Origin of the sequence: Brevibacillus brevis, from assembly GCF_031583145.1 — a bacterium.
Classification (GTDB): domain Bacteria; phylum Bacillota; class Bacilli; order Brevibacillales; family Brevibacillaceae; genus Brevibacillus; species Brevibacillus brevis_E.
Genome location: NZ_CP134050.1, coordinates 3,852,583 through 3,874,705 on the forward strand (window position 1 = coordinate 3,852,583; position 22,123 = coordinate 3,874,705).

At 55.8% G+C, this 22,123-nt stretch carries 20 protein-coding genes and 1 pseudogene; 4 read left to right on the top strand and 17 right to left on the bottom strand.

Going from position 1 to position 22,123, the window contains the following annotated elements; genetic code table 11:
* Nucleotides 1–86 precede the first annotated feature (86 nt).
* The 6 genes and pseudogenes from RGB73_RS19100 to RGB73_RS19125 all read right to left on the bottom strand — a co-directional run bounded on the left by RGB73_RS19100 (nucleotide 87) and on the right by RGB73_RS19125 (nucleotide 7,018).
* On the bottom strand, nucleotides 87–2,582 hold the full coding sequence (locus tag RGB73_RS19100; protein WP_310764345.1) for a penicillin-binding protein: 2,496 nt from the start codon (nucleotides 2,580–2,582) through the stop codon (nucleotides 87–89).
* Between the two features lie 166 nt (nucleotides 2,583–2,748).
* Complete coding sequence (ftsL2, locus tag RGB73_RS19105; protein ID WP_310764346.1) at nucleotides 2,749–3,159, bottom strand: cell division protein FtsL; 411 nt, start codon at nucleotides 3,157–3,159, stop codon at nucleotides 2,749–2,751.
* A gap of 39 nt (nucleotides 3,160–3,198) precedes the next feature.
* Nucleotides 3,199–4,143, bottom strand: a complete 945-nt coding sequence (gene rsmH / locus RGB73_RS19110) for a 16S rRNA (cytosine(1402)-N(4))-methyltransferase RsmH (protein ID WP_310764347.1) — start codon at nucleotides 4,141–4,143, stop codon at nucleotides 3,199–3,201.
* 17 nt (nucleotides 4,144–4,160) lie between these two features.
* Nucleotides 4,161–4,592 carry a division/cell wall cluster transcriptional repressor MraZ gene (mraZ, locus tag RGB73_RS19115; RefSeq protein WP_310774433.1) on the bottom strand — a complete coding sequence of 144 codons (432 nt, stop codon included), beginning with the start codon at nucleotides 4,590–4,592 and terminating at the stop codon, nucleotides 4,161–4,163.
* A gap of 151 nt (nucleotides 4,593–4,743) precedes the next feature.
* Nucleotides 4,744–6,003, bottom strand: a complete 1,260-nt coding sequence (locus RGB73_RS19120; protein WP_310764348.1) for an adenosylhomocysteinase — start codon at nucleotides 6,001–6,003, stop codon at nucleotides 4,744–4,746.
* A gap of 50 nt (nucleotides 6,004–6,053) precedes the next feature.
* A pseudogene (locus tag RGB73_RS19125) lies at nucleotides 6,054–7,018 on the bottom strand (LysR family transcriptional regulator).
* A 130-nt stretch (nucleotides 7,019–7,148) separates the two neighbouring features.
* On the opposite strand from RGB73_RS19125, the gene RGB73_RS19130 reads away from it, so the two are divergent.
* From RGB73_RS19130 to RGB73_RS19140, 3 genes are all read left to right on the top strand, one after another.
* Entirely contained in the window at nucleotides 7,149–8,426 is a 1,278-nt protein-coding gene (locus RGB73_RS19130; protein WP_310764349.1) for an APC family permease, read from the top strand.
* A gap of 159 nt (nucleotides 8,427–8,585) precedes the next feature.
* Nucleotides 8,586–9,287 carry a FadR/GntR family transcriptional regulator gene (locus RGB73_RS19135; RefSeq protein WP_310764350.1) on the top strand — a complete coding sequence of 234 codons (702 nt, stop codon included), beginning with the start codon at nucleotides 8,586–8,588 and terminating at the stop codon, nucleotides 9,285–9,287.
* Nucleotides 9,284–10,498 (top strand): CynX/NimT family MFS transporter, encoded by a 1,215-nt coding sequence (locus tag RGB73_RS19140; protein WP_310764351.1) that lies wholly within the window; start codon nucleotides 9,284–9,286, stop codon nucleotides 10,496–10,498. The genes RGB73_RS19135 and RGB73_RS19140 overlap by 4 nt, the downstream gene beginning before the upstream one ends.
* A 62-nt stretch (nucleotides 10,499–10,560) precedes the next feature.
* Here the strand turns inward: RGB73_RS19140 and RGB73_RS19145 are convergent, their stop codons facing one another.
* From RGB73_RS19145 to RGB73_RS19190, 10 genes are all read right to left on the bottom strand, one after another.
* Complete coding sequence (locus tag RGB73_RS19145; protein ID WP_310764352.1) at nucleotides 10,561–11,613, bottom strand: S-layer homology domain-containing protein; 1,053 nt, start codon at nucleotides 11,611–11,613, stop codon at nucleotides 10,561–10,563.
* 206 nt (nucleotides 11,614–11,819) lie between these two features.
* On the bottom strand, nucleotides 11,820–13,442 hold the full coding sequence (bshC, locus tag RGB73_RS19150) for a bacillithiol biosynthesis cysteine-adding enzyme BshC (RefSeq protein ID WP_310764353.1): 1,623 nt from the start codon (nucleotides 13,440–13,442) through the stop codon (nucleotides 11,820–11,822).
* A gap of 115 nt (nucleotides 13,443–13,557) precedes the next feature.
* Entirely contained in the window at nucleotides 13,558–14,115 is a 558-nt protein-coding gene (locus tag RGB73_RS19155; RefSeq protein ID WP_310764354.1) for a helix-turn-helix domain-containing protein, read from the bottom strand.
* Nucleotides 14,116–14,167: 52 nt separating this feature from the next.
* The gene (locus RGB73_RS19160) at nucleotides 14,168–14,566 is read right to left on the bottom strand and encodes a DUF3397 domain-containing protein (RefSeq protein WP_310764355.1); all 399 of its coding nucleotides are present in this window, start codon (nucleotides 14,564–14,566) and stop codon (nucleotides 14,168–14,170) included.
* The gene (locus tag RGB73_RS19165; RefSeq protein WP_310764356.1) at nucleotides 14,563–15,531 is read right to left on the bottom strand and encodes a ketopantoate reductase family protein; all 969 of its coding nucleotides are present in this window, start codon (nucleotides 15,529–15,531) and stop codon (nucleotides 14,563–14,565) included. Before RGB73_RS19165 ends, RGB73_RS19160 begins: the two co-directional genes overlap by 4 nt.
* Nucleotides 15,532–15,707: 176 nt before the next feature.
* Nucleotides 15,708–17,246, bottom strand: coding sequence for an acyl-CoA carboxylase subunit beta (locus tag RGB73_RS19170; RefSeq protein ID WP_310764357.1), 1,539 nt, complete (start codon nucleotides 17,244–17,246; stop codon nucleotides 15,708–15,710).
* 9 nt (nucleotides 17,247–17,255) lie between these two features.
* Complete coding sequence (locus RGB73_RS19175; RefSeq protein WP_310764358.1) at nucleotides 17,256–18,029, bottom strand: enoyl-CoA hydratase-related protein; 774 nt, start codon at nucleotides 18,027–18,029, stop codon at nucleotides 17,256–17,258.
* A gap of 25 nt (nucleotides 18,030–18,054) precedes the next feature.
* Nucleotides 18,055–18,954, bottom strand: a complete 900-nt coding sequence (locus tag RGB73_RS19180) for a hydroxymethylglutaryl-CoA lyase (RefSeq protein ID WP_310764359.1) — start codon at nucleotides 18,952–18,954, stop codon at nucleotides 18,055–18,057.
* 55 nt (nucleotides 18,955–19,009) lie between these two features.
* Nucleotides 19,010–19,222 carry an acetyl-CoA carboxylase biotin carboxyl carrier protein subunit gene (locus RGB73_RS19185; protein ID WP_310764360.1) on the bottom strand — a complete coding sequence of 71 codons (213 nt, stop codon included), beginning with the start codon at nucleotides 19,220–19,222 and terminating at the stop codon, nucleotides 19,010–19,012.
* A gap of 16 nt (nucleotides 19,223–19,238) precedes the next feature.
* The gene (locus RGB73_RS19190) at nucleotides 19,239–20,585 is read right to left on the bottom strand and encodes an acetyl-CoA carboxylase biotin carboxylase subunit (RefSeq protein WP_310764361.1); all 1,347 of its coding nucleotides are present in this window, start codon (nucleotides 20,583–20,585) and stop codon (nucleotides 19,239–19,241) included.
* Nucleotides 20,586–20,859: 274 nt separating this feature from the next.
* Between RGB73_RS19190 and RGB73_RS19195 the strand changes: the two genes are divergently transcribed.
* The gene (locus RGB73_RS19195) at nucleotides 20,860–21,327 is read left to right on the top strand and encodes an N-acetyltransferase (RefSeq protein WP_310764362.1); all 468 of its coding nucleotides are present in this window, start codon (nucleotides 20,860–20,862) and stop codon (nucleotides 21,325–21,327) included.
* 137 nt (nucleotides 21,328–21,464) lie between these two features.
* Here RGB73_RS19195 and RGB73_RS19200 read toward each other — a convergent pair whose 3' ends face one another.
* A complete protein-coding gene (locus tag RGB73_RS19200) occupies nucleotides 21,465–22,103 on the bottom strand; it encodes an RsfA family transcriptional regulator (RefSeq protein ID WP_310774435.1) in 639 nt (212 codons plus the stop codon).
* Nucleotides 22,104–22,123: the final 20 nt, after the last annotated feature.

Consider the following 22,123-nt stretch of genomic DNA (forward strand, 5'->3'; position numbering starts at 1 on the left):
CCCCCCTCGAATAGGTTGTCTGATTTACCCTATTCGTCGGGGGGACGACTTAGAACTATGGTGGTTTTTCCTGCGGCCACATGAGCTTATTGCACCGTGTTTTCCTGGCCGCTCTGGTCCGTTTCGTTTTTGGACTGCCCGGCATGGCCCTGAGCACCAGTTGTGCCGTTAGTGCCGGTGGCGCCTGTCGTACCGGCGGCGCCCCCTGTTCCTGCCGAATTCGTCGTTCCTGCCTGTGTTCCTGTGGCGCTGCCAGCGGACGTCGTTCCTGTGGTCGTTGTACCAGGCGGAATGCCAGCCTGTCCATCTGGCGGCGGAGCGCCCGTCTGGCCGGTCGGCGGCGGCGGTGGTTCGGATTCGGATCGCAAGGTGACCAGCAATTGCTCGGACCCTGTCAGCACCGTGCCCGGGGCAATATTTTGCGAGACGACGAAACCAGAGCCTGTCGCCCGCACCGGAATGCCTGCCAACGAGCCGAATTCCAGGACATCACGCATGGACTTTCCGGTGAAGTCCGGCATTTTCGAGCCTTTGACGCGGTCCGTCACCAGGACGACCTGGGTGCCCGTGACTACTTTTTCATAAGGTTTCGGATATTGATCGACGATTTTGGTGCCCGTGCCAATGACGGAAACCGTCAGATTGTCTTGCTTGGCCCGAAGCTGCGCAGCCGTGTTGGACATCCCTACGAACTTCGGCAGCGTCACTTCCTGCAGGGGAACCGATGCCGCTGCCTGTGCCGAAGCTGTCGTTTTTCCCGCTTTGGAACCAGTCGACTGGGTCAGCTTGGCGTCAGGCTGCTGCTGCAAGTATTGCAGACTGCGTTCCATGACGGATTTGAAGATTGGCGAGATGATCAGCTTGCTCCATGTTCCGTACCACTCGTCGGTCGACGGATCATCCACCACGATATACACGAGCAGACGGGGATTGTCTTTCGGCGCAAATCCGATGAAGGAGGCGATGTAGTGCCCTTCCATGATTTTTCCGGTATTCGGATCATACTTTTGCGCAGTACCGGTTTTCCCCGCCACATGGTACCCTTCGATTTGGTAGGATCGCCCAGTACCGGCCTCCCCTTCCACCACCGACTCCAGAATGTCCCGCGTCTTCTTGGCAGTGGACTCACTCACCACGCGTCTCACCACTTCGCGCCCTGTCCGTTCGATGACGGCGTTCGTATGCGGATCTCGCAACTCTTTTACGATGTGCGGCTTCAGCAGCTCCCCGCCGTTTGCGATTGCGCCCACGGCCGCGATCTGTTGAACGGCGGTCACCGTCACCCCTTGTCCGAACGTCGTAACTGCCCAGTCGCGAGGGGACCGCGGATTTTCGAGGTTGATCAGGTTTCCTTTTTTCTCGTACGGCAGCTCGATCCCGGTAGTCGCGCCCATCCCGAATTTGTCGAAATACTGTTTGAGCCTTTCGAGCTTGAGCTTTTCATACCCGAGAATGACAAAGAGAACGTTACTGGAGCGCTGCACGCCCTCCAGGTAGCTGATGCGTCCCCATCCAAGCCCGTTGTTGTGGTCGCGGATCGGAATCTGGCCCTTGATCGTATACGTACCGGAATTGTACGTATCGTTCGGATTGAACAAGCCTTCCTCGATGGCCGCAGCCAGTGTGATAATTTTGAACGTAGACCCCGGTTCAAACATCGTAGTCACCGCGTGGTTCGTATAGTTCGTGATGCCGGTGTAGTACGTGTTTGGATTGAATTGCGGGCGGTTGCCCATCGCCAGAATCTCGCCTGTTTGCGGATCGGACACCACGACTGTCAGCGCTTTTGGCTTGAAGTCACGCTCCGCCTTGTCCAAGGCCTGTTCGACATAGTCCTGGATCTGCCTGTCGATTGTCAGGTAGACGTTGTCCCCGTCCTTGGCTGGCTTGTACTTGCGTTCGCCGTCGGGAAGCTGGTAGCCCGCCCCGTCCATCATGATCTCCATTTCGCCCTTTTCTCCCCGCAGCTCCTTGTCCAGCTGCAGCTCGATTCCCATCTTGGGCTCTCCATCGATATCAAGGTACCCCAGGACGTGGGCGGCGAAGCTGTTGTTCGGATAGAAACGGCGGGTCGTCTCCGTCAAGTAAATCCCTGGCAATTGATTCGTGTCGACTTGCTGGCCGCTGGGCAGCTTGGGAAACTGGGCCGCATGGATCTGTTCCTTTTGCTCCTCCGTAATCTGCATGCCCGGTCGCCCGAGCAGAACGACCTTGGACTTCGGATTGGTCAGCGGTCCCAGCAATTGCTCCACCGGCGCATTCAGAATTTTGGACAGCGTCTGTGCCGTATAGTACGGATCTTTGACGAAATCCTGATCTTTATCGTTCAAGGGCTTCAACCGGGCGTTGACCGTATACGCCTTGCCCTCGTAGGCGAGTATTTCCCCATTGCGGTCCAGGATCGCTCCTCGTTTGGGCTTGAGCGTCTTCTCCCAATCCCATTGCCCGCTTGCGTACTCCATGATTTTCGCCGCTTCCACCGTCTGAATCCACCATACCCGGAAGCTCAAACCGGAGAAGATCAGAATCGTACACAGGGCGAGTACCAAGATCCGCCAGTTCACGCGTCGTTTTGCTTCCACGTCGTCTCACTCCATTACCCCTATAATCGTCGCCCTCTCCAAGCGACTTGGCTGCCATCTCTTCTGATGCCGAAAAGGGAACGGTCCGCCATGCGCGGTTTCCGAAAGAAAAACTGATTCCGCTAAGAAAAAATGTTACCCGCGATGAACGCCAGTAACATTCTGATTAAGGTTGTTTTGATTGTGCCTGCGCAGAGGTTCCTGGCTGCGCATTGGAATGTCCCAGCACGTGCACCGCGTCCGGGTTGAATACCATGCCCTGACGCTCCGCTTCGCTTTGGATTCGATCGCGGCTGCTCATCTGTTCGATCTGAAGTTTGACAGCCGAATTTTTTTCCGCCATGAGCCGATTTTCTTTCTTGGTGCTCTGAATGTCGTAGTTGTACTGAGATATTTGCGAGTAGCGCATACCGACCAGACCCAATCCAATGACCGTGATCGAGATGAAAAGCAGGTACAGCAGCTTTTCCCCCGTCGGAATCGTAGGCTTGATCCGGATGGTCCGTTTGGTTTTCGTTACGGTCCGTGACTGTTGTTCAACTTCGACAGCCAGGTTGCCGCGATAGTAGTAGCTCATCGCTTTCTCTCTCTCCTTTTCCCAATGCTCTTCGCGTACCTAGAGCTTTTCGGCCACACGCAGCTTGGCGGATCGTGCACGCGGATTGGCTTCCAGCTCTTCTTCGGAAGGCAGGACCGGCTTGCGGGTGATTACTTTTACGGTTGCGGTGTTTCCGCACGCACAGATGGGAAACGACGGCGGGCATGTACACCCTTTGGACTTGTCTTGAAACACTTGCTTGCAGATGCGGTCCTCCAGCGAATGGAAGGTGATGACACTGACTCTGCCCCCCGGACGGAGGACGTCGATGGCATCGATGACTGCTTCTTTAAACGCATTCAACTCGTCATTGACTGCGATTCGGATGGCCTGGAAGGTGCGCTTCGCCGGATGTGGACCCGTACGCCGTGCGGCAGCCGGAATTCCTTCCTTGATCAGCTCGACCAGCTCACCTGTCGTCTTGACGGGCTGTTTTGCCCGGTACTGAACGATTTGCCGGGCAATTCGCCGGGAAAATTTCTCTTCCCCGTATTCCCAGATGATTTTGGCGATCTCCTCTTCGCCCCACTCGTTGACGATGTCATAGGCGGTCAAAGGCGCTTGCTGGTCCATCCGCATGTCCAGCGGCGCATCGGCGTTGTAGCTGAAGCCGCGCTCCCCCTCATCCAGTTGAGGAGATGACACCCCCAAGTCGAACAGTACGCCGTCGACTCCGTCCAGCCCGAGGTCGCTTACTATATCTTTGATATGGCGAAAATTGCTTTTCACCAGCGTGACTCTATCCATGACAGAGGACAAGCGCTCGCGGGCATTGTCCAGCGCCCAGTCGTCCTGATCGATGGCAATCAGACGACCGCCTTCTGTCAGTCTGGATGCGATCAGGCTGCTGTGTCCGGCTCCGCCCAACGTACAATCCACGTAAATTCCGCCCGGCCGGATGTTCAGCCCGTCGACGGCTTCGTCTCTCAGTACGGTTACATGATGAAACGACAAGATCGTCACTCCCGTTCTTCTTGCTGCTACAATTGAAAATCGACCAGCTTCTCGGCGATGTCGCCGAAAGAGCTTTCAGACTGGGCAAAGTAATCCTCCCAGCGCTCCTTGCTCCATACCTCTACGCGATTGGATACCCCGATGACGACGCATTCCTTTTGCAGGCCTGCATGCTCGCGCAGGTTGGGCGGTATGTTTACCCTTCCCTGCTTGTCCCACTCGCATTCGGTCGCACCGGAAAAGAAGAATCGCGTAAACGCACGCGCATCCGCTTTTGTAAAGGGAAGTGTTTTCAGTCGTTCCTCGAGCTGCTTCCATTCTTCCATCGGGTAGGCAAACAAACATTGGTCCAATCCGCGGGTGATGACGAAGGCTGTACCGAGCCCTTCGCGGAACTTGGCTGGGATCGTCAGGCGGCCTTTTTCGTCGATGCTATGCTGGAATTCCCCCATGAACACGCCCTGGTCCCCCACTTTCCTGTCGATCAGCTCCACTTTCCCCCACTTTTCCCCACTTTGCTGCCTACTTGCTATTATAAAAAAAAATCCTGCATTTGTAAGCAGGATTTTTTCGTTACTTTTTTTGCCGGGAAAGGACGTAATTCGAGGGCTATTCGACCCAGCTGTCCAGGTATGCTTTTTGTTCGTCGGTCAATTTGTCGATGCCGATTCCGAGTGCTTCGAGTTTGTACTGAGCCACCATCGAATCCAGCTCGTACGGCACGTTCAGCACTTTTTTCCCGATCGCTTTGTACTGCTCGTTCACGTAAGCCAGAGAAACGGCTTGCAGGGCGAACGTCATGTCCATGATTTCCGCCGGGTGTCCGTCTCCGGCAGCCAGGTTCACCAGTCTGCCTTCTGCGAGGAGGTACACTTTTCGACCGTCCGCCATGACAAATTCTTCGATGTCTTTGCGAACGATGCGACGGGAAGTCGACAGGGCAGCGAGCTCCACTTTGTTCACTTCGACATCAAAGTGGCCGGCATTGGACAGGATCGCGCCGTCTTTCATCACTTCGAAGTGCTCTTTGCGGATGACGTCGCGGTTTCCGGTAACGGTGACGAAGTAGTCGCCGTGTTTCGCCGCTTCGCTCATCGGCATGACTTCAAAGCCATCCATGTACGCTTCCACCGCTTTGATCGCGTCGATCTCCGTCACGATGACTTTCGCACCAAGACCTTTGGCACGCATCGCAACGCCCTTGCCGCACCAGCCGTAGCCGACGACCACGACGGTCTTCCCTGCCACTACCAGGTTCGTCGTACGGTTGATGCCATCCCATACGGATTGGCCGGTACCGTAGCGATTGTCGAACAAGTATTTGCAGAACGCGTCGTTTACCGCGACCATCGGGAATTCCAGCTTGCCTTCCTTCTCGAGCGCTTTGAGGCGCAGGATCCCTGTCGTGGTTTCCTCAGCGCCGCCGCGCACTTGGGACAAAAGGTCGCGACGCTCGCTGTGCAGGATCGTCACCAGATCTCCGCCGTCGTCGATGATCAGGTCAGGGCGAGTTTCCAAGGTCTTGATCAGATGCTCCTTGTACTCGGCTGGATCCGGATTGTATTTGGCAAAGACGCGAATGCCGTCTTCCACGAGAGCTGCGCAGACATCATCCTGCGTAGACAGCGGATTGGAGCCTGTGATGGTCACTTCTGCGCCGCCGGCTTGCACGACTTTCGCCAGATAAGCTGTCTTCGCTTCCAGGTGAAGGGAGATCGCTACTTTCAGGCCCGCAAACGGCTTTTCTTTTTCAAAGCGCTCGCGGATGCGGTTCAGTACGGGCATGTGCTCTTTTACCCAGTCAATTTTCAGATGGCCGTTGTGTGCCAACGCCATGTCTTTTACGATGCTTTCAGAAACCATGTTCATGAATGGTTGGACCTCCTTCATCTCATAAAAACACCTTACCCACTATCATATCATACGCAGGTACAGCCATCATCAGTTTTTCCTATCTCATCCATATTGTCTGACCTTTCTGGTAAATTTTTGCCCGTAGCGGCGACGCTTTCGTTTTCGAGCAGCTCCAGGAAATAACGCAAGGCTTGCGACATCCACTTCTTTTTATGGTAGATCAGCTGGCGGTATACCCGGACATCGGGATGGGAAAACGGCAAAATGGCGAGCGTCCCGTTTTTCACTTCCTCGGCCACGGCGATATACGGAACCAGAGCAATCCCCAGATCGTAGGCGACGCACTGCTTGATGGCCTCCAGACTGCCAAACTCCAGCGACATGTCGATCGTCGCTTCCGCTTCGCGCAGAACGGCCTCCATGATCGAACGGTAGCTGCACCCGCTTCCGTGAAGATCCAGCTCGACCCTGAAAAATCCTTGGCTTCCACCTGCTCTTTTCGGGTCAGCGGATGCCCTGGCGCCGCGACCACCACCAGTTTTTCCTCGCCGAGATTGACACTGACGAGCTCCGGATTGTCCTGCACCCAATCGAGCACGAAAGCGAAGTCGTATTTGCCCTCCTTGACGCCAAGTCGAAGGTCCTGACAGATACCCGGCTGCAGAAGAACGCGCATCCGCGGCTGCTCGAGGCGAAATTTCTGCAGAAACGGCGGCAAGTAGAACGCCGCCAGCGACTCCACGGTCCCGATGCTGAGCGTTCCGGCAAGCTCCGCCTGCTCCGACAGACTCCCTTTGGCTTCGTCGAGAATGGCCAGCACCTGCTCGCTGTATCCGAGAAGAGCCTCCCCGGCGTGTGTGAGCCTGATTTTCCGGCCCCATCGCTCGAACAAGGTGACGCCAAACTCCATTTCGAGGTTCTGGATTTGCGTCGTTACGCTGGATTGTGCATAGCCAAGCGCTTCGGCCGCACGCGTAAAGCTCTGGTACTTGGCCACTTCCCGAAAGGTTTGCAAGTAACGGGTATCCATTTTCTCTCCCCTCTCATTAATCGAAAAAACCGAATTGGATTATCTGTTATTATAGATAACTCCGATGATAAAGTCTATGGTACACTACCCTTGCGCAATCATCATGGAAAGAAAGTGAGGAGTTTTTCAGATGGGGAAAACAACGGTAGAAGCCCCCGGTTTTGCCAAAACCTTAGGACTTCCGCAAATTGTGGCACTGTATGTCGGCAGCGTGATCGGCTCCGGTGTCCTGCTGATTCCCGGGCTGGCTGCTGAAAAGGCAGGGCCCGCTTCGATACTGGCCTGGCTCGTCATGTCGATCCTCGTGGTTCCGATGGCGATAACGATGGGCCTTTTGTCCGCACGCTATCCGAGCGCAGGGGGAGTGTCCACCTTCGTGCGAAATGCGTACGGCGACCGTTTCGGAAACATGACAGGCTGGTTTTTCCTGCTGTCCGTGCCGATGGGCGCTCCGATCTTGAGCGTCACAGGAGCGAATTATTTGGGCGTGCTGCTCCATTGGGGAGACACCCAGGTCTACGCAGCGGCTGCGCTCATGCTCATCGCCGTTCTGTCGATGAACGTCCTGGGCATGCACGTCGCTGCACGAGTGCAAACCATTGTCGTTTCCTTAATTATATCGATCCTCATCCTCGCCGTGGTCGCCGCCCTTCCGCACGCATCCGCGAACAACTTCGTCCCGTTCGCTCCCAACGGTTGGCTCAGTGTCATTCAAGCTGCCGGCTTGCTGTTTTGGTGTTTCATTGGATGGGAAGCGGTGACCCATCTGTCCGAGGAGTTCGTCGATCCTGCCAAAAACGCGATCCGGGGCGTGCTTTGGAGCGCCGGCATCGTCGCACTCCTGTACTTTTCCGTCGCAATGCTGACCGTTGCTACGCACAGCTACGGTATCGGCATTTCCGCCGCGTCGCTGAGCGTCATGATCCAGCTTTCTCTCGGCCCCGTTGGCGGCTGGATCGTTGCCGTCACGGCTCTCTTCATTTGTATTGCAGCGGCGAATGCGTACATCGGCGCCGCATCCCGCATCGCCTACTCCTTGGCCCAGGAAAAGGTCGCACCGCGCTGGTTCGGCGCCTTGCACCCCAAATACCGGACGCCGATCGGAGGACTGCTCTTTTTGGCACTGTGCTTTGCAGTGGTACTCGGCGTCCTGTACGTGAGGTGGATCGACCTCTCGCGGTTGATCGAGCTGCCCAATGCATCCTTCATCGCCACCTACATCGGAGGCTGCCTGGCGGGGACCCGTCTCTTGAAAGACAGCCGAGCCGGACGAATCGCTTCCTGGACATCGCTTCTCTTCACCGTCGGCCTTTATCCGTTTCTCGGGTGGTCCGCCCTGTATCCGGTAGCGATTGCCCTCCTCTCTCTCCTGTGGGAACGGCGCAAGAAAACAGAAGAAACGGTTTGATGCAAAAATGGCAGGCCAGCTTCCTTACACAGGAGCAGCCTGCCTTTTATATTGAAAATCTGCGGACAATGCCCACTCTGCATTTCCCGGCTTGATACACCTTGGGACATCTGCTACAATGGCCACAGTACCAATCATCGGATGTTTGGAGGTTTGTCTATGTCCTTGCAAAAACCCGTTCGCTCCTCCCTGGCGAAGCAAGTCTACGAGCAGCTGACACAGCGCATTGAGGCGGGGGACTGGAAGGTAGGCGAGCGGATCCCGGCGGAGCCCGAGCTCGTCGAGCAGCTGGGCGTCAGCCGCAATACACTGCGGGAAGCCGTACAGGCTCTGATCCATAATGGAATGCTGGAAGCGCGTCAAGGCGACGGCACATACGTCCGGTCTTCGAGCGAATTCGGAGCCGCCATCGCCCGCAGGCTCAAGCGCTCCGACCTGATGGAAATACTCGAGGCGCGCTCCGCTCTGGAGCGAGAAATCGCCCGCCTGGCCGCCCTTCGCCGAACCGAGCAGGACCTGAACGTACTGCGCGAGAAACTGGCCTACACTTCCAGCGTGATGGACGATCCGGAAGCCTACACGCTGGCTGATGTATCCTTTCATACGGCGATTGCGGAGGCGACCAAAAACAGCGTATTGATCGATTTGTATCAGCATATGACCCAGTCGCTTCACCTTTCCGTAAACAGCACGCTGGACCTGACCGGGGTACAGGAGCAGATACTGCAGTACCATGCCCGTCTCGTGGATGCGATCGCGACCCAAGATCCGGATGCGGCAGAGGCTGCCGTACTCAGCTCGATCGAAGCGAATGTGTCCGCGCTGTCCCAGCTGCTCCAAGAAGGAGGCGCATCTTTATGAACAACCAGGCTCTATCCCATGTCGCCGAACCAAAAGCCAAACCGGCTACACCGAGTCCTGTACTGATGGTGGTCGGCATCATCCTGATTGCATTTGCGATGCGTTCCCCGCTGACATCTGTCGGGCCTCTCGTCGGTTCCATCCGCTCTGATCTGGGCCTGTCAAACGGGATGTCCGGGATGCTGACGACCGTTCCGCTCCTTGCATTTGCCCTCTTCTCTCCTCTGGTGCCTACGGTCGGCCACCGCTTCGGCGCAGAACGGACCTTATTCGCTGGCCTGCTGATCTTATTGATCGGAATCCCGCTGCGTTCGATCGGGTCTATTCTGGCCCTGTTTGCCGGCACGGCGTTGATCGGCGCGGGCATCGCGATCTTCAACGTCCTTTTGCCCGGACTCGCCAAGCAGCGCTTTCCGCAAAAAGCCGGGTTGATGACGAGCGTCTACACGACCGCCATGTCCACTTGCGCAGCACTTGCTTCCGGCGTGAGCATCCCGCTCGCACAAAAGGGACACCTGGGCTGGCAAGGCTCTCTCGCCTTTTGGGCGATCATGGTCGTCATCGCGCTTCTGGTCTGGCTGCCGCAAATCCGCTCCAGAGGCGATATCCCGTCTGCCCAGGCAAAGGGCGCTTCCTTGGGCAAGCTGTGGAGCTCGCGGCTCGCCTGGCAGGTCACCCTGTTCATGGGACTGCAATCGTTCATCTTTTACTGCACGATCTCCTGGCTTCCTGCGATTTTGGAACATCAGGGCGTCGGCTCCGGGACTGCGGGTTGGCTGCTGTCCCTCGTACAGCTGATCAGCCTGCCCGCGAGCTTTCTCGCTCCCGTCCTGGCTGGCCGTCTTGCCGATCAACGGCTCATGACTGTCATCATCGGAGCGATGTCTTTGTCCGGATTTGCCGGGCTTCTTATCGAAGGAAACCTGGCGCTGCTGATCATCTCATTGGTGCTGCTGGGGCTGGCACAGGGTGCAAGCATCAGCCTCGCTCTCACGTTTATCGTGATCCGCTCCTCCGATGTCCGGGAAGCCGCCAAATTGTCAGGGATGGCACAGTCTGTCGGATACCTGCTGTCTGCCGTAGGCCCGATGTTCATCGGATTTCTGTACGACATGACGCACGCGTGGGCATACCCGATCTGGACCTTGATCATCGTAAGCGTCCTGTTGATCTGGTCCGGCATCGGTGCGGGACGGAACCAAACCATCTGAGTCCCCTGCCGATTTATTTTCATAGCAAAAGGCGAGCCGCTCATGGCCCGCCTTTTTTGCGTTTATTCATCTTTTCCGATCAGCCGGAACGTTTTGCCGTCGGCAGAGGACAGATAGAAGGTCTTGTCGACGCTCCCTCCCAGCTCGCCCGAGTAGTATTGAACGGTCATACGGTACTTGCTTGTCCCGATTTTCGCGTAGTAGATCAATTCGTTGAAGCGCGGGAAGCGGATGTAATCGTACACGTCGTACTGCATGAACGAGAAATGCTCCCGCAAAAACGACTCCGACACCGGCAGTTTGTTGGATTTGACATAGGCGACCAAATCGTCGTAGCGCCGGATCTTTTCCTGATCCATCACCTTACCGACAAACGACGATACCGCCTGGGTCATCGCTTTTTTCTCATCTTCAGAAACCGTGCCAGGGTACAGCTCCTCGATTTGACGGGCCAGACGGTTCAACAAGACGACGGCCTGCGCTCTGCTGATTTTTTCTTCTGCCCGAAATGTGCCGTCCGGATAACCCGCCATGATCCCCATTTTATACGCCGGATAAACCGTCATCACTTTGGATTCGTCATCCGTAGAGAGATCGGTGAAAAAGCGGGACTTCGTGCCACGGTACTTCTCCCCTTCCGACTGATGGCCCAGAGCGGCTAAAAGAACACGTGCCGCCTCAAGCCGATTCAAGGAATCTGTAGGCGTCCCGGTAGGCATGATGCCGGCTGAGGCCAGATGCGTGTACGTTTTTTCGGACCAGCGCCCCGCCGCATGGGTCAGATACGTATTCCTCACATAAGCGTCCGGTTCATGGCCTGCGAATGCCGGAAGGATCCGCTCAACCAAAGCGAGAAACTCCTCTTGGGTCACCGATTGTTCCGGTCTGAAGGTCCCGTCCGGGAATCCCTTGATCAGTCCGCTTTTGGCTGCTGCGGCGATGTCTTTCGCCGCCCAGTGCCCCGCGGTATCCGTGAACGAAACGGCCTTCGTGACTGACTCCTCGCGCGCCTTCGCTGGCAGAGGCCCTCCGCCGGCAATGCCTGACAGGACGAAGGACAGCGCGAGCGCTATGACTGCGGATTTTTTCCCAATCGTTCGGGTGTTGCCCTGCATTCGAAGTGACCACCTTTCTGAAAAAGCACATGCCTTACTCGTATGACGAACCCATTGTCGAAAATGTTTCGACAGGGAAGCCAGCAATGTTTACCAGGGATGTCGCATGCCTGAGCCCGGCCAAACCGCACCTGGAAAGGCAAAAAGCCAAACGATCGTCCATAATGGCGATCCTTTGGCTTTCGACAACGATTCCGCATTTCCTGTCAGATGGTAAAGATTTGATGAGTACCGTCATGTACGAAAGGCGCCTCGACGAGTCGATCCACGAGGTCCAAACCGTACTTGTTGGCAAACGGAAAGAAACACAGCTTCCGCTCTTGCAAACCGCCCTCCGGCAGCAACGCGGCTTCAATGCGTTTGATCCGCATGTGTGCCACGTCTTCCTGCTGCTGCAAGGAACGTACCAGCCGCTCCTCCAAAAAGTTCACCTGGGTCGACAACAGCTCCGCATTTTTTTCTGCGAGATTGCGCAAGCCCCCATCGAGCCGGATCACTTCTTCCACCAACGGACGATAGATTTCGGCAATGGCCTTCCGCACTTCCGAGAATTGCCCTTGCAGGGGGTGGGGCTCCTCTTGCGCAAGCCATTCTTCTTTCCACTTCCCGAAGCGGGTAAGGACATCCTCTACCGTAAGGCCAAACCCTTCCAGCAGTCTTTTCTGCGCCCCTTCCAGCAAGGTGATGGACATGCGAGGCAGAACTACCGGCATCTGCATGCCAAGCAGCTCGAACACTTCCCGATAATATGCCCAGTACGCCACCTCACCCGGTCCCCCGATAAAGGCCAGCGTAGGAAAGAGGTGTTCCTGCATCAGCCCGCGCGTAACCACATTGGCGCTGAACCGCTCCGGATTCTCCATCGCCAGCTCGCGCAATTCCTCCCGGCTGTAGGACGCCCTCCTGTTCATGAAGCGGTCTCCATGCCTCTCCAGGAGAAGTCTGTCCTGCCCTTCGTACAAGAACAGGTTTGCTTGATGCTCCTCGACCTGCAGCTGCAGCGGGTAGCCATTCGTCGCGATCCGGTCTGCGGCCTTTAAGAGCAGTCCGGAAATCTGTTCGTTGTTGTCGATCACCTTTTGGAAAACCGGTCCCTCCAGCTCCCGTACGAAAGGCTCGGAGGATTCGACCAAAATGAGTCCATGCTTGCCAAACAAGCGGGCCATCAAACGGGCAAACCATTCAGCGACATTCTCCGAGGAAGAAGCGGTCGACGTCAGCAGCTCGCGAATGGCAGCCGTCTCGTCTGTTTCTACTTGGGCATGGAAAAACTGGGAGAGAAAACGCTCCACCGCTTCGCTTTCCAGCTTCAAGCTGCTTGCAGAGAGTCTGCCTTTTTTGCCCGTCTCCATTCTCTGCTTGTGCAGGCGTGTCTCTCTGTCGGCCAGCCAGTAGACGTGGTCGATCTCGTCGATGTCGTGATCTTCGCCAGCGATCCAAAAGACAGGAACGACTGTCACGCCGAGCTCTTCTGAAAGTCTCTTGGCCGTCTGGATCAAATGCACGGCTTTGTGAATCGTATACAGCGGTCCCGTCAACACGCCTGCCTGCTGACCGCCGATAACGACATACGTTTCCGGAAGTGAGAGCTGTTCGATTTTGCTCAGCGCCTCCGGGTGATTTCCGATCTTCTGATTATAGGTATATAAGCCTTCCGCAAGCTGCTGCCGGTGGGCACAGGAGCGCCCGCGAAGCCATTCCAACCGTCTCCGGTACGACTCTGCCTGATAAGGATGGTAGGCAAAAAACTGCAGCGCGGAAGCATACCCTTGCTGGTACTCCTGTGCCAGCCGATTTGCAAGCGGAAGCGCTATACATTCAACATTCATACAAGCTCACCTTTCTTAGGGCCTTGGTCACTGAAAATTATACCATGGTCCTCAGCCACAAAAAACAAGACAACCCGCTCAAATGGGTTGTCAAAGTGTAGAAACGAGCTTTTCGTTAGAATTGCGGGGGAGTTACGGTCCAAATCAGTACCGCTTCGGTCTCCCCAGTATTTTCCACCGAATGATTTTTGCTGCTGTCGAACGAAATACTGTCCCCGGTTTCCAGTACATGCTCCTCATCGTTGAAACGTGCCGTCACCGTTCCTGCAACGACAGTAAAGCACTCTTCCCCTTCGGTCTGAACGAACTTGTCCACGACGATTTCTCCAGGCATGAGGCGCACTTCCAGCATGCCCAGCTTTGCGCTTCCTCCCATCGAGAGCAGCGAATACGTGCCGGTCGATTCCGGAAAAACCAGTTGCCGACGTTTTTGCAAGCGGGTCACATGAACTTGTTTTTGGTCGATGTCTTCAAAAAAGTGAATGATGGGTGACTCAAGCGCCTTGGTGATTTTCCACAGAGAATCCAGAGACGGCTGTGAAATCCCCCGCTCCACTTGGCTGAGCAGACCTTTGCTAAGACCAGTCTTGCTCGCCATGATCTCCAGAGTAAAGCCACGCTCTTTTCGAATCATTCGAATCTTGTGCCCGATGGTCTCGATGGGAAGTCGCATAGTTCCAACCTTCTTTCTTATCGGAATAAATACGATATGTATCAACAGCGCTCTATACGACACCCATCGTCTTGACTATACCGGTCGTAAACAGCACTATGTAGACAATTCCAAACCAGAGAAACGACAATCGCCATGCGGAAAATCCTACTTTTTTCAGGGAGAGCCTTCCTCTGAACTTCACTTGTACCCATCCCAGCAGAGCAATCGTGATGAGGAAAAAGAGAAGCACCCACCACCAGGCGGACAATGCCTGGGGCCAGATGACGCCATACGCGGAAACGACGGAACGAATCAACAAAAAATTCGTGATATTCACCGCCCAGCGAACGGCGAGCCGCTTGTCCCGCTTCCATCCGTACACCAGCAGGTAGACGAGCGGAAACCCGAGAAATGGCACAACCGTCAGCGTACCCCAAAAATAAGCCCAGACATTCGCGAGCACGGTCATTTACTGTCGCCCCCCTCCTCTCCTGTACCCATGTCTGTTTTCAGCAGGATCAAGCGGAGCAACACTTCGTGCAAAGGAGTGGAAATCCCGGCTTCTTTTCCTTTCAAGGCGAGATAGCCGTTGATCGATTGCACTTCCGTCCGCTTCTGCCTTTTGACGTCCTGCAACATGGAGGAAAGATTTCGGGAAGTATTTCGGCAAATGGTGACAATTTCCTGCCACTGCTCCTCGCCCATTTTTTGTCCGTTTGCTTCCGCTACAGCCGATGCTTCCGCAAAGAGCTCTCGCATGAGTCCAAGAGTATGCCGGTTTTCAAGGAGGTCGCCATTGGAAATGTCAAACAGCGCCGTGAGCGGGTTGATCAAAGCATTGGCCACGAGCTTTCGCCAAGCGAAAGGCTTGATCGCATCCTCGAGATGTGCGTGTATGCCGCAGGAGGCGGCCGCGGCGACAAACGACGATACGAGCGCGTCATTTTCTGTATGGTTCTTCTCCCAGGGGCCGATGCGGACGACACCGCTTCCGGTATGCCTGACTTCAGTGCCAGACAGTCGTTTGGCGCCTTCCGTATTGATCGCAAAATAACATTGATGTTCAGACAGGCTTTTCGCCAGAAGTTCTTGATGACCCATGCCGTTTTGAAGCGCGATCACTCGCGCACTGTCATGGAGTCTCCGCAGTTCGGGCAACAAGCCTGGCAAATCCGTCTGCTTCACAGTGAGCAAGTACAGATCGGCGAAGGGAAGCCCATTTTCAATCGGCTGGGAGCGGATCTTGACAACGTCTCTCGCTCCGTCCAATGAATGAAAAGTCAATCCCTCTCGGCTTAGCTGATTTGATTGGAGTGAACTGCGCGTCACGACAGCAACGTCTTGTCCGCCTCGCGCAAGTCTCGCCGCAAACAGCAACCCGACAGAGCCGCCGCCGACCACAACGATTTGCATTACGCCTGTTTCTGACTGCATTTGTTCACCTACATTAATCAATACTTATTTAAAGAATAACAGAGTTTAGGAGATTGTTCAATTGATTGCATCAAAAAAGATCGGAATTGTCGAAAAATTTTTTGTCAAAAATGATTGCAAAATGAAAAACAAGCTGTTTCCCCTGCGGGTAGACAGCTTGTTTCGGGATGCTTGGTTTACACGGGGTAAACCGGGTGCTTTCTGTCGGAAAACTGCTGCTTCTTTCCTTTATAGGCGTCGAAGCGGCGAATCAGCTCGCTGCGCATATCGCTTGGCGGAATGATCGCGTCGACGATCAGATTGGAAGCCAGCAGGTACAGGTCGATATCCTCCTGGTACTCTTTGCGCTTCTCCATGATGAACGCCTGCCGCTCCTGCGGGTCTTCAATCGCCTGGATCTTGTTGGAGTATACCGCATTGACGGCAGCCTCCGGACCCATCACGGCGATTTGCGCGCCGGGCAGGGCCAGGCAGGCATCCGGCTCAAATGCCGAGCTTGCCATCGCATACAGACCGGCGCCATAGGCTTTGCGGACGATCACCGAAATTTTGGGGACCGTCGCTTCCGCCATGGCGGAGATCATTTTTGCTCCGTGGCGGATAATTCCCGCTCTCTCCACCGCGGTCCCGATCATGAAGCCGGGTACGTCTGCGAGGAACAGCAACGGAATTTGGAAGGCATCGCACAAAGTAATGAAGCGAGCCGCCTTGTCGGCCGAATCGACGAACAGCACGCCGCCTTTGACGCGGGGCTGGTTGGCGATGATCCCGACAGGTTTGCCGTCCAGGCGGGCCAAGCCGGTCACCAGCTCCTGTGCAAACAGCTTTTTGATTTCGAAAAAGGAGCCTTCATCGACCAGTGCGGTAATCAGATCGTGCATGTTAAAAGCGGCATTCTGGTTTTCCGGTACGATGGTCGTGATGTCTTTGGCTGTATCCACCGGTGCCTGGGCCTGCGCCACAGGCGGCTGCTCCGTGTAATTGGCCGGAAAAAAGCTGAGGTAACGACGTGCCGACTGGATCGCTTCTTCTTCATTGGCCGCGAGTACGTCGCCGCAGCCGCTCACGGAGCAGTGCATGCGCGCCCCACCCAGCTCCTCCAGGGACACCTTTTCCCCGATCACCATTTCCGCCATGCGCGGCGAGCCGAGGTACATGCTGGCGTTTTTGTCCACCATGATGACGATGTCGCAAAAGGCCGGAATGTAGGCGCCACCAGCCGCCGACGGGCCGAAGAGGATGCAGACCTGCGGAATTTTCCCGGAGAGTTTGACTTGGTTGTAAAAAATGCGTCCGGCTCCCCGGCGTCCCGGGAACATCTCCAATTGGTCGGTGATCCGAGCCCCTGCGGAATCCACGAGATACACCAACGGGACTCGCATTTTTTCGGCAGTCTCCTGGATCCGGATGATTTTTTCCACCGTCCGCGAGCCCCAGGAGCCTGCCTTGACCGTCGAGTCGTTGGCCATCACGCACACGGTCTGGCCGTGTATCTTGCCGATCGCCGTCACGACGCCATCAGCCGGCAGGTCGCCCGCCATCACGTTGGCAAACAGGCCGTCCTCGACCATAAACTCGTCGTCGAACAAGAGCCGCAGCCGATCACGAACGAACAGTTTGTTTTGTTCTTTCAGCTTTTCATGGTATTTGGCATCTCCGCCCTTTTCGACCTGGGCGATTTTTTCCCGCAGCATCTCTTCCATATGCTTGCTCATAGTCGTCCCTCACTCTCCGCGATAAACCGGTTTTCGTTTTTGACTAAATGCCTCCAGCCCTTCCAGGCGGTCCTTGGTAGACACGAGCAGCTGATACGCGTTGCTCTCCAGCATCAACCCGGAAGCCAAATCCACCTCCAGCCCCAAATCAATCGCGAACTTGGCCTGTGCCAGCGCAATCGGCGCATTATCCGCGATTTGACCTGCGAGAGCAAAGGCAGTCGGCATCAGCTCTTCCGGAGGTACCACCCGATTCACGAGTCCGATCGCGAGCGCCTCTTCCGGATGGACGCGCCGGGCGGTAAAGATGAGCTCCTTGGCAATCCCCTTTCCCACCAAGCGCGGGAGTCTCTGTGTCCCACCCGCGCCGGGGATAATCCCTAGCGACGTCTCGGTGAGACCCATTTGTGCCGTATCGCTCATGATCCGCAGATCGCAGCTCAGCGCCAGCTCCGTTCCCCCGCCCAGCGCCAGACCGTTGATCGCTGCAATGACCGGCTTCGGCAGCTTTTCCAACTCCGTGAAGGTGTCCCGTATGGTCTGGATGTAGATCTGCACCTGCTGCTGCGGCATCGCACGCCGCTCTTTGAGGTCAGCCCCCGAGCAAAACGCTTTGTCACCTGCCCCCGTCACGATCAGGGCACGGATGTCTCGATCGCGGCCAACCTCTGCGATCAGCCCGCGCATGGCGACGAGCGTCTCCAGATTGAGGCAGTTGAAAACTTCCGGCCGATCCAGGGTCAGAACCCCGATAGCGCCTTCTCTTCGCAGTGTAACCGTCATGCTCCATCCTCCTGCATTCGCTTGTTCATCCGGCCCGTTTGGACGCCAGCTCCGCCTTCAGCACCTTCGAGCTGAGCTCCCGTCCCAGCTGCTCCTGGATGTAGGCGCCCGCCTCTACCAGCCGATTCAGATCCACTCCGGTCTCGTAGCCTATGCCCTGCAGCAGGTACACCAGATCCTCCGTGGAAATGTTGCCGGCTGCGCCCGGAGCGTACGGGCAGCCTCCGAGGCCGCCAATCGAGCTGTCGAATGTCCTCAGCCCCATATCCAAGGCGGCCGCGACGTTTGCCATGCCGGTCCCCCGCGTGTCGTGAAAGTGACCGGCCAAGCGCTCAGTCGGTACGTCCCGAAGCATTGCCGCAAGCACTTCGCGCACCTGTTTGGGCGTCGCCACTCCGATCGTATCGCCGAGCGATATTTCAAATGCGCCCATCTCGAGCAATTCATCCGTCACCCGACGGCTGTTGTCAATGGGAACCGCTCCTTCGTACGGGCAGCCAAACACCGTGGATACGTACCCCCGCACCCGCATTCCCAGCGCAAGCGCTTCGCGGGCCACCTCCCGCAAGACGGGGAACGTTTCTTCCATCGATTTGTTGATATTTTTTACATTGTGCGTCTCCGAAGCGGACATGAACAGCGCAATCTCCGTCAATCCGCTCGCCCGCGCCCGCTCCATCCCTCGCACATTTGGTACCAATGCGCTGAAGCGGACATCTTCCGGACGGTTTATGCCTTGCAAGACTTCTTCCGCGTCCGCCAGCTGCGGAATCCACCGCGGATTAACAAAGGAAGTGGCCTCTACCCGCTTCAGACCTGCCGCAACCAGCTTGTCGATCAGCTGGATTTTGACTTGGGCAGGGAGCAGTTCTTTTTCATTTTGCAGGCCATCTCGCGGGCCCACTTCCACGATCTGTACGTTCATGCTATGCACGCCCCCTTTTTTCCTAGCGCCCGCTCAGAATGGATCCAAGAAAAAATTACTCCACAATGACGAGGATGTCGCCGTCATTGACAAAATCGCCAATGTTGGCGCGAACTTCGGACACTTTGCCCGCCACTTCGGATTGGATCGGCACTTCCATCTTCATCGACTCCAAGACGACGACATCCTGCCCCGCGCTCACTTCGTCTCCCGGTTGCACCAGGATGTTCAGTACAGTTCCTGCCATGTTTGCAGCTACGTGTTTCATGTTTGCATCGCTCCCTTTAGTTGTTGGATTGTGCGGCCCGCTCCTGGATGAACCAGGTCGTGTATTGGCCTTGGCGGAATCGTCCATCGCTCAGCACTTCCAATAAAAACGGAATGTTCGTTTTTATTCCGGCAATCTGAAAATTCTGCATCGCGGCGATCCCGCGCTCCACCGCTTCGTCCCTCGTCGCGCCCGAAACGATCACCTTGGCAATCATCGGGTCGTAAAACGGTGTCACCTGGGTTCCGCTTTGCACGCCGTCGTCAATCCTGACGTGCTCCATCGCCGGCGGCTGGTAGAGCGAAATCGTGCCGGGTGACGGCAGGAAGGAGACCGGATCTTCCGCGTAGACGCGCAGCTCGATCGCGTGCCGCTGTGCTTTTATCTCTTCTTGCTTGACCCCCAGCCGCTCGCCCCTGGCAATGGACAGCTGCATGGAAACGAGATCCAGACCCGTCATTTCTTCGGTCACCGGATGTTCGACCTGGAGGCGGGTGTTCATCTCCAGAAAGTAAAACTGCTTGGACTCATCGACGATGAATTCGACAGTCCCCACACCCGTATAGCTGACTGCCTTTGCCGCCAGAACGGCTGACTGGCAGAGCTGTTCGCGGGTCTCCGGATCCAGAAACGGCGAAGGGCTTTCTTCCAGCACTTTTTGGTGGCGGCGCTGAATGGAACACTCGCGCTCCAGCAAGTGGAGAACGGTCCCATGCTGGTCCCCCGCGATTTGCACTTCGATGTGGCGCGGCCGTTCCACGTATTTTTCTACGTACATGGCATCATTGCCGAAGTAGGCTTTCGCACGGCCCCTCAGCGACTGGTAGGCTTGACGCAGACTTGCTTCATCCCGGCAGATCTGCATGCCGATCCCGCCACCGCCCGCGCTTGCCTTGAGCATGACCGGATAGCCGATGGACGCCGCTACGTCTGCCGCTTCGTCTACGGTCTCCACGGAGTCCTCGCCCCCAGGCACAACCGGGACCCCTGCCTGCTGCATGATCCGGCGGGCTGTCAGCTTGTCGCCCATTTGTCCGATCACTTCGGGAGCAGGTCCGATGAAGACGATGCCTTCCTCCTGTACGCGGCGGGCGAAGGCTTCGTTTTCCGAAAGCAGCCCGTAGCCGGGGTGAATCGCATCCGCACCTGTGTCCTTCGCTGCACGGATGATGGCTTCGACATTCAGATAGCTGTGCGGGACAGGAGGCGGTCCGATATGCACCGCTTCATCCGCTTCCTTGACAAAGGGCAGCTCGCTATCCGCATCCGAATAGACGGCGACGGTGGCTACTCCCTCGGCCCTGCACGTGCGAATAATACGCCGGGCGATCTCGCCGCGGTTCGCAATCAGTACCTTGCGCATGGCAACGCTCCTTTCTTTTGCGAATCCGGAGCCTTTTGTAAGCGTTTCCAATCGGCGTTCCGGATTGTTCACGACTTGCTACCTTCTATTTTGCCATGAGTGCGGATATAGTTCTAGGTTGAATTTAATAAAATTCCATGAAAGCGAAATCATTTCCTGCACCTCCCTGCTCTCTTGCAAAGAAAAGTTCCACTAACCGCGATATTTTGGTGTATAATAGAAAGAAAGTCCAAGGTGCCAATAGGCTATGAGCTGTGAGAGGAGTGGCTGACCAATGTTTGAAGTAAAACGTTTACAAATCAACTATAAGACACTCGAGGAATTCCAGAAGTTTCGCGAATTTGGCCTGGAGGAGCTTTCGATGAAGGAAGACCTGGAGGCGAACATCGTGGAAAACGATTCGGAGTCTCCTTTTTATGGCATTTACGACAACGATCTTTTGGTAGCACGCATGAGCCTCTACAAAATCGACGGGAAATACGACCGCTATTTCCAACCGGCTCAGGATTACTACGAGCTGTGGAAGCTCGAGGTCCTTCCTGATTACCGAAACAAAGATTACGGCACAGCTCTCGTGAACCATGCCAAAAGCTTCGGTGCCCCTATAAAAACAAACTCCCGCTGTCGTGCCGATGAATTCTGGCTGAAAATGGGCTTCACACCTGTGAAGTACAACCCGATGCGTGACCGCGGCGAGAATCCGTATGTATGGCTGCCTGAAAACGTCGAGCTGCAAGACTAAGCTCCTCGAGCATGACGAAACGAAAAAAGAAGCGGTTCACGCCGCTTCTTTTTTATACCATTCTTATCCAGTATAAGGGCAACCGCTGCTCCCCCAAAAAGCATGGCGTAGCCAGGTTTTCTAATGGGGCAGAAGGCTCACTTCTCTACCCGCTCCAAATTTCCGTTCTCATCCATTTTGAAAATGGCTTTCGTCTGCTCCTCCTCTTGCAAAAAGGCAAGCTTGCGCGCACGCTCCATGATCTGCACGAGCGCCCGATAATCCTCATTCACGCCTTGCACCTGATCGAGCTCTTTTCTCGCCCGTTCGTTGGCCTCGGTCAATTCTTTTATTTCCAATTCTTTTCCTTCCAATTCTCGTTCAAGCTGCTTGACACGCTTCGCCAAGTCTTTCTGCTTCATCAGCAAGCGAATTACAGCTTCGATCTGCTGCTCCTCGTCGCCATCCTGTATGCCAAGCTCGATCGGGCTGGACGGCTGCCGCTTGAGAGGAGCGTCCGCTGCTTCCGCTTCCGATGCCACGGCTGGCGCAGTGATTCTTCCCATTTTCTTCAATTGCTGCCGCTGGCTCTTGGCAATCGATATCGCAGCGTCGTAGCGCTTGCGAACGCAACTATTCCATCGGAAGCCGCATGCCGCAGCTGTCCTGCCTAACCTTTGACCCACTTCTTCAAATGCGGCCAGCTGGGTGCCGCCTTCGCGAATGTGGCGCAAGGTGACTTCCGCCAACACCAGATCGTCATCTTCGGTCCATGCGTCTTGTCTGGAAGCTACCATATAAGTCCCTCCCGTTACCT

Excerpts from the sequence above, each read along its gene's own strand:
- RGB73_RS19120 (WP_310764348.1), bottom strand. The coding sequence starts at position 6,003 with ATGAACATGGTTTCTGAAAGCATCGTAAAAGACATGGCGTTGGCACAC.
- RGB73_RS19175 (WP_310764358.1), bottom strand. The coding sequence starts at position 18,029 with ATGACGGTTACACTGCGAAGAGAAGGCGCTATCGGGGTTCTGACCCTG.
- RGB73_RS19165 (WP_310764356.1), bottom strand. The coding sequence starts at position 15,531 with ATGCAGTCAGAAACAGGCGTAATGCAAATCGTTGTGGTCGGCGGCGGC.
- RGB73_RS19185 (WP_310764360.1), bottom strand. The coding sequence starts at position 19,222 with ATGAAACACGTAGCTGCAAACATGGCAGGAACTGTACTGAACATCCTG.
- RGB73_RS19195 (WP_310764362.1), top strand. The coding sequence starts at position 20,860 with ATGTTTGAAGTAAAACGTTTACAAATCAACTATAAGACACTCGAGGAA.
- RGB73_RS19170 (WP_310764357.1), bottom strand. The coding sequence starts at position 17,246 with ATGAGCAAGCATATGGAAGAGATGCTGCGGGAAAAAATCGCCCAGGTC.
- RGB73_RS19160 (WP_310764355.1), bottom strand. The coding sequence starts at position 14,566 with ATGACCGTGCTCGCGAATGTCTGGGCTTATTTTTGGGGTACGCTGACG.
- ftsL2 (WP_310764346.1), bottom strand. The coding sequence starts at position 3,159 with ATGAGCTACTACTATCGCGGCAACCTGGCTGTCGAAGTTGAACAACAG.
- RGB73_RS19145 (WP_310764352.1), bottom strand. The coding sequence starts at position 11,613 with ATGCAGGGCAACACCCGAACGATTGGGAAAAAATCCGCAGTCATAGCG.
- RGB73_RS19155 (WP_310764354.1), bottom strand. The coding sequence starts at position 14,115 with ATGCGACTTCCCATCGAGACCATCGGGCACAAGATTCGAATGATTCGA.
- bshC (WP_310764353.1), bottom strand. The coding sequence starts at position 13,442 with ATGAATGTTGAATGTATAGCGCTTCCGCTTGCAAATCGGCTGGCACAG.
- RGB73_RS19130 (WP_310764349.1), top strand. The coding sequence starts at position 7,149 with ATGGGGAAAACAACGGTAGAAGCCCCCGGTTTTGCCAAAACCTTAGGA.
- RGB73_RS19190 (WP_310764361.1), bottom strand. The coding sequence starts at position 20,585 with ATGCGCAAGGTACTGATTGCGAACCGCGGCGAGATCGCCCGGCGTATT.
- RGB73_RS19200 (WP_310774435.1), bottom strand. The coding sequence starts at position 22,103 with ATGGTAGCTTCCAGACAAGACGCATGGACCGAAGATGACGATCTGGTG.
- RGB73_RS19135 (WP_310764350.1), top strand. The coding sequence starts at position 8,586 with ATGTCCTTGCAAAAACCCGTTCGCTCCTCCCTGGCGAAGCAAGTCTAC.
- RGB73_RS19180 (WP_310764359.1), bottom strand. The coding sequence starts at position 18,954 with ATGAACGTACAGATCGTGGAAGTGGGCCCGCGAGATGGCCTGCAAAAT.
- RGB73_RS19140 (WP_310764351.1), top strand. The coding sequence starts at position 9,284 with ATGAACAACCAGGCTCTATCCCATGTCGCCGAACCAAAAGCCAAACCG.